2 protein-coding genes and 1 pseudogene are annotated in these 4,645 nt (G+C 71.8%); 1 reads left to right on the plus strand and 2 read right to left on the minus strand.

The annotated features are described in order from the left end of the window. Positions 1 to 2,208 (minus strand): MMPL family transporter (locus ACFWEP_RS31935; protein ID WP_387375373.1); only part of this gene is annotated, 2,208 nt, incomplete at its 3' end. 121 nt (positions 2,209 to 2,329) lie between these two features. Beyond that, on the minus strand, positions 2,330 to 2,902 hold the full coding sequence (locus ACFWEP_RS31940; protein ID WP_387375375.1) for a TetR/AcrR family transcriptional regulator: 573 nt from the start codon (positions 2,900 to 2,902) through the stop codon (positions 2,330 to 2,332). Between the two features lie 179 nt (positions 2,903 to 3,081). Between ACFWEP_RS31940 and ACFWEP_RS31945 the strand changes: the two are divergent. Then, positions 3,082 to 4,645, plus strand: a pseudogene (locus ACFWEP_RS31945) (peptidase S41); the annotation flags it as partial.

Here is a 4,645-nt window from a genome sequence, read left to right on the forward strand (position 1 = left end):
GCTCAGCTCGCGTTCACCGCCGGCCGGGTCGCCGCCGTCGGCCGGGAGGTGCTTGCGCAGCCCCTCGCCCTCGACGTCGACGTTCGGCAGGACGCGGTCCAGCCAGCGCGGGAGCCACCAGGCGCGCTTGCCCAGCAGGGCGAGCACGGCGGGGACGATCGCCATGCGGACCACGAAGGCGTCGAAGAAGACGGCGATCGCGAGACCGAAACCGATCATCTTGATCATCGACTCGGTGGCGCCGATGAAGCCGCCGAAGACCGCCATCATGATGACGGCCGCCGCCGTGACCACGCGGGCCCCGTGCTTGAAACCGGTCTCGATCGCCTGGTGCGGGGTCTCGCCGTGGACGTACGCCTCCCGCATCCGGGTGACGAGGAAGACCTCGTAGTCCATGGCCAGACCGAAGACCACACCGACCATGAAGATCGGCATCATCGACATGATCGGGCCGGTCGTCTCCACACCCAGCAGCGAGGCGAGCCAGCCCCACTGGAAGACCGCGACGACCGCGCCGAGCGCCGCCACGACCGAGAGCAGGAAGCCCAGGGCCGCCTTCAGCGGGACGAGGATCGAGCGGAAGACCAGGATCAGCAGGAGGAAGGCCAGGCCGACGACGAGCCCCAGGTAGGGGATCAGCGCGTCGTTCATCCTCTGCGAGAAGTCGATGGTCATCGCGGTGGCTCCGGTGACCAGGACCTCGGCGCCGGTGTCGCTCTTGATGTGCTCGCCCGCGTCGCGGATCGAGTGCACGAGCTCTTCGGTACCGACCGAGCTGGGCCGGTCCTTCGGGATGACGGTGATCGTCGCGGTGTCACCGGCGGGGTTGAAGACGGCCGGGGTGACGGCCGTGACATGACCGAGGGACTCGATCTCGTCGGTGACCTGCTTGACGGCGGTCTTGCCGTCCGAGCTGTGCCGGGTGTCGACGACGACCATCAGCGGCCCGTTGAAGCCGGGGCCGAAACCGTCCGACAGCATGTCGTACGCCTGGCGCTGCGTGGTGCTCTTGGGCTGGGAGCCGTCGTCCGGCAGGCCCATCTCCAGCGAGGTGGCCGGCAGCGCGATGGCGCCGAGGCCGAGGACGCCGACGACCAGGACCCACACCGGGCGACGCAGCACGAACCGGGCCCAGCGGGTCCCGCCGTTCGGCTTGGCGTCGGGACGGTTCGCCGCGGCGGCGGCCTTGCGCGCCTTGCGGCCCATGATCCGCTTGCCCGCGAAGCCCATCAGGGCCGGGACCAGGGTGAGGGCGATGAGGACGGCGATGACGACCGTACCGGCGGCGGCGAGGCCCATCTTGGTGAGCATGGGCACGTTGACGACGGAGAGGCCCGCGAGGGCGATGACGACGGTCAGCCCGGCGAAGACGACGGCGGAGCCGGCCGTGCCGACCGCCCGCCCGGCGGCTTCCTCGCGTTCCCGTCCCTCGGCCAGTTCGGCCCGGTAGCGGGAGACGATGAAGAGCGCGTAGTCGATGCCGACCGCCAGGCCGATCATCATCGCGAGGGTGGAGGTGGTGGTTCCCAGGTCCAGCACGTTCGCGAGGGCCATGATCGACGCGACGCCGATACCGACGCCGACGATCGCGGTCAGCAGCGGAAGCCCGGCAGCCACCAGCGAGCCCAGGGTGACGACGAGCACCACGCCGGCGAGGACGATGCCGATGGCCTCGGTGGCGCCGCCTTCGGCGCCGGGTTCGAGCGCGTCACCGCCGACGGCCACGGCCATCCCGCCCGCCTCGGCGTGGTCGCCCGCCTTCTGCAGGGCGTCCTTGGTCGCGTCGGTGAGGCTGGCGGACGGGTCGTCGTAGGAGACGGTGATGTACGCGGTCGAGCCGTCCTTGCTCACGGCGTTGGCCGTGAACGGATCGGTCACCGAGGCGACCTGGTCGGAGCCGCTCTTCAGCTCTCCGACGATCTTCTCGACCTCGGCCTTGTTGGCCGGGTCGTTCATCTTCTGCCCGTCCGGGACCTGGAAGACGACGCGGGCGGTGGCGCCGTCGGCGTGGGAGGCGGGGAAGCGCTGGTCCAGCAGGTCGAAGGCCTTCTGCGCCTCCGTGCCCGGTATGGAGAAGGAGCTGGCCGCGGGGGTGGCCGCGGTGGCGGCACCGACCCCGGCGATTGCCAGCAGGGCGAGCCAGATGAGGGCGACGTAGCCCCGCTTGCGGAACGCGAGGCGCCCGATTTTGTAAAGGAATGTGGCCACGGAGGCGGACTCCCGGTCAAGTCGTGTGCGGGAAATTCGGCATGGGGAACCAGCCCGACGACGAGAGCGGCGTGTCAGGTGGAGCGGTGGGGAGCGGACCGCCGGGGAGCGGCCGGGGACGTCAGACGCCGAGGGCCTGGAGGACCACGGAGTCGACATATTCGAGGAGGAAGGCCTGGTCCACGGGGCGGCCGTCGACCAGTTGCCGGGCGGCGAACGCGCCGATCAGCATGTGGGGTACGTATTTGAGCGCCGGGTTGTCCGGATTCAGCTCGCCCCGCTCCACACCCCTGCGCAGCAGTGCGGCGAGACCGGAGAGCTCCGGCTCGACCAGCAGCTCACGCAGGGCCTGGTGCAGATCGGGATTGTCGTGGACGGCATGGCTCAGACCCCGCATCAGCGCGGAGTCCTGTTCCATGCGACAGTCGTCGGTACGGGTCACGACGGCGAGGAAGTCTCCCCGCACCGAACCCGTGTCGATGTCGGCCAGCCGCACCGGCTTGTTGTGCCGCATCGCGGTCACCACCAGCTCGGGCTTGCTCCCCCACTGGCGGTAGAGGGTTGCCTTGCTGGAGTGGGTGCGGGCCGCGACGGCGTCCATGGTCAGGGCGTCGTAGCCGACCTCGCGGAGCAGGTCGAGGACGGCCGCGAACAGCTCGCTCTCGCGTTCAGGCGTGAGCCTGGTGCGTGCCATGGGTGCCGACCCCCTTCCGTACTCCGGTCCACGGCTCGCTCACAGGAACGAAACCGTTTCGTACACCTGAGCCTACGTCGGGCGGGAAGCGAAACGGGATCGTTTCGTTTGTGGGGTGTGCCACACGTTTCCCGCGTCACGAGTTGCCCCGGGCCCCCCGCACCGAAAGCATGGGTGGGGTGAGTGACGACGTCGCGTATCTCCGTTTCCCGCACCTCCACCAGGACTTGCTCTGTTTCGCGGCCGAGGACGACCTCTGGGTCGCCCCCCTCGCCGCCGCCGGGCACCGGCCGGGCCGCGCGTGGCGACTGACCGCCGACCGCACCCGGGTCAGCCACCCGCGCTTCTCCCCCGACGGCAGCCGCATCGCCTACACGACCTGGCGCACGCTCGACCCCGAGATCCACCTCGCCCCCGTCGACGGCGGACCGGCGCGCCGCCTCACCTACTGGGGCTCGACCGACGCCCGGGTCTGCGGCTGGACCCCCGACACCGGCGACGGCGCACAGATCCTGGCCGTCTCCTCGCACCGCCAGCCGTTCTCCTACTTCTCCTGGGCCTACAGCGTGCCCACCGACGGCTCCCCCGGCGGGCGCCTGCCCTGGGGCCCGGTCTCCGACATCGCCGTCGCCGACATCGACGGCGAGCGCCGCACCCTGCTGCTCACCGGGACCCCGCCGCACGAGCCGGCCGCCTGGAAGCGGTACCGGGGCGGTGCGACCGGACGGCTCTGGCTGCACGGGCAGCGGCTGCTGCCGGACATCAAAGGGCATCTCGACGCCCCGATGTTCGTCGGCCGGCGGATCGCGTTCCTCTCCGACCACGAGGGCGTCGGAAACCTCTACTCCTGCCTGATGGACGGCACCGACCTGCGCCGCCACACCGACCACGACGCCTTCTACGCCCGCCACGCCTCCAGCGACGGCACCCGCGTCGTCTACCAGTGCGCCGGCGACCTCTGGCTGGCCGGCGACCTGGAGGACCCGGCCGCCACCCCCCGGAAGCTGGAGGTACGGCTCGGCGGCCCGCGCACCGGACGCCGTACGTACCAGGTGCCCGCCGCCAGCCACGTCGGCTCGCTTTCGGTGGACGAGACCGGCCGGGCGAGCGCGGTCAACGTGCGCGGCTCGCTGTACTGGCTCACCCACCGCGACGGCCCCGCCCGCACCATCAGCGACACCCCCGGGGTACGGGTCCGGCTGCCGGAGATGCTCGGCAGCGGCGGCCAGGTCGCGTACGTCACCGACGCGGACGGCGAGGACGCGGTGGAGATCTCCGCGCTGCCCCGCGCCACCGGCGACCGCCCCATGCGGCGGCTCGCCTCCGGGCAACTGGGCCGGGTACTGGAGATGGCCTCCGACCCGGAGGGCGAACGCCTCGCCATCGCCTCGGACGACGGCCGGCTGCTGCTCCTGGACACGACGGACCCGGCCGAGGCGGACGCCACCGCGGCGGGCACCCCGACGGACGGCGAACCGGCGGACGGCACCGAGCCGCCGGGGTCGGGGCCGGGCGGGTCCACCCGCGCGGACGTCTTCCGCGCACGGGCCGAGGGGGTCGCCGAGCGGGCCGAGGCGGTCGAGGAGACGGCGGTGGCCGCCCTCGCCGAGACCTCGGGAGCGAGCCCCGAGCCTGCGGGCGGGACACCGGACGCGGCGGAAGGAGCGGACACGACCAGGACAACCGAGACGACCGGGACGGCCGGGACGACCGGGACGACCGAGACGACCGGGACGACCGAGA

The sequence above is a fragment of the Streptomyces sp. NPDC060198 genome (genome assembly GCF_042728415.1).
In the GTDB taxonomy this organism is placed as follows: Bacteria; Actinomycetota; Actinomycetes; order Streptomycetales; family Streptomycetaceae; genus Streptomyces.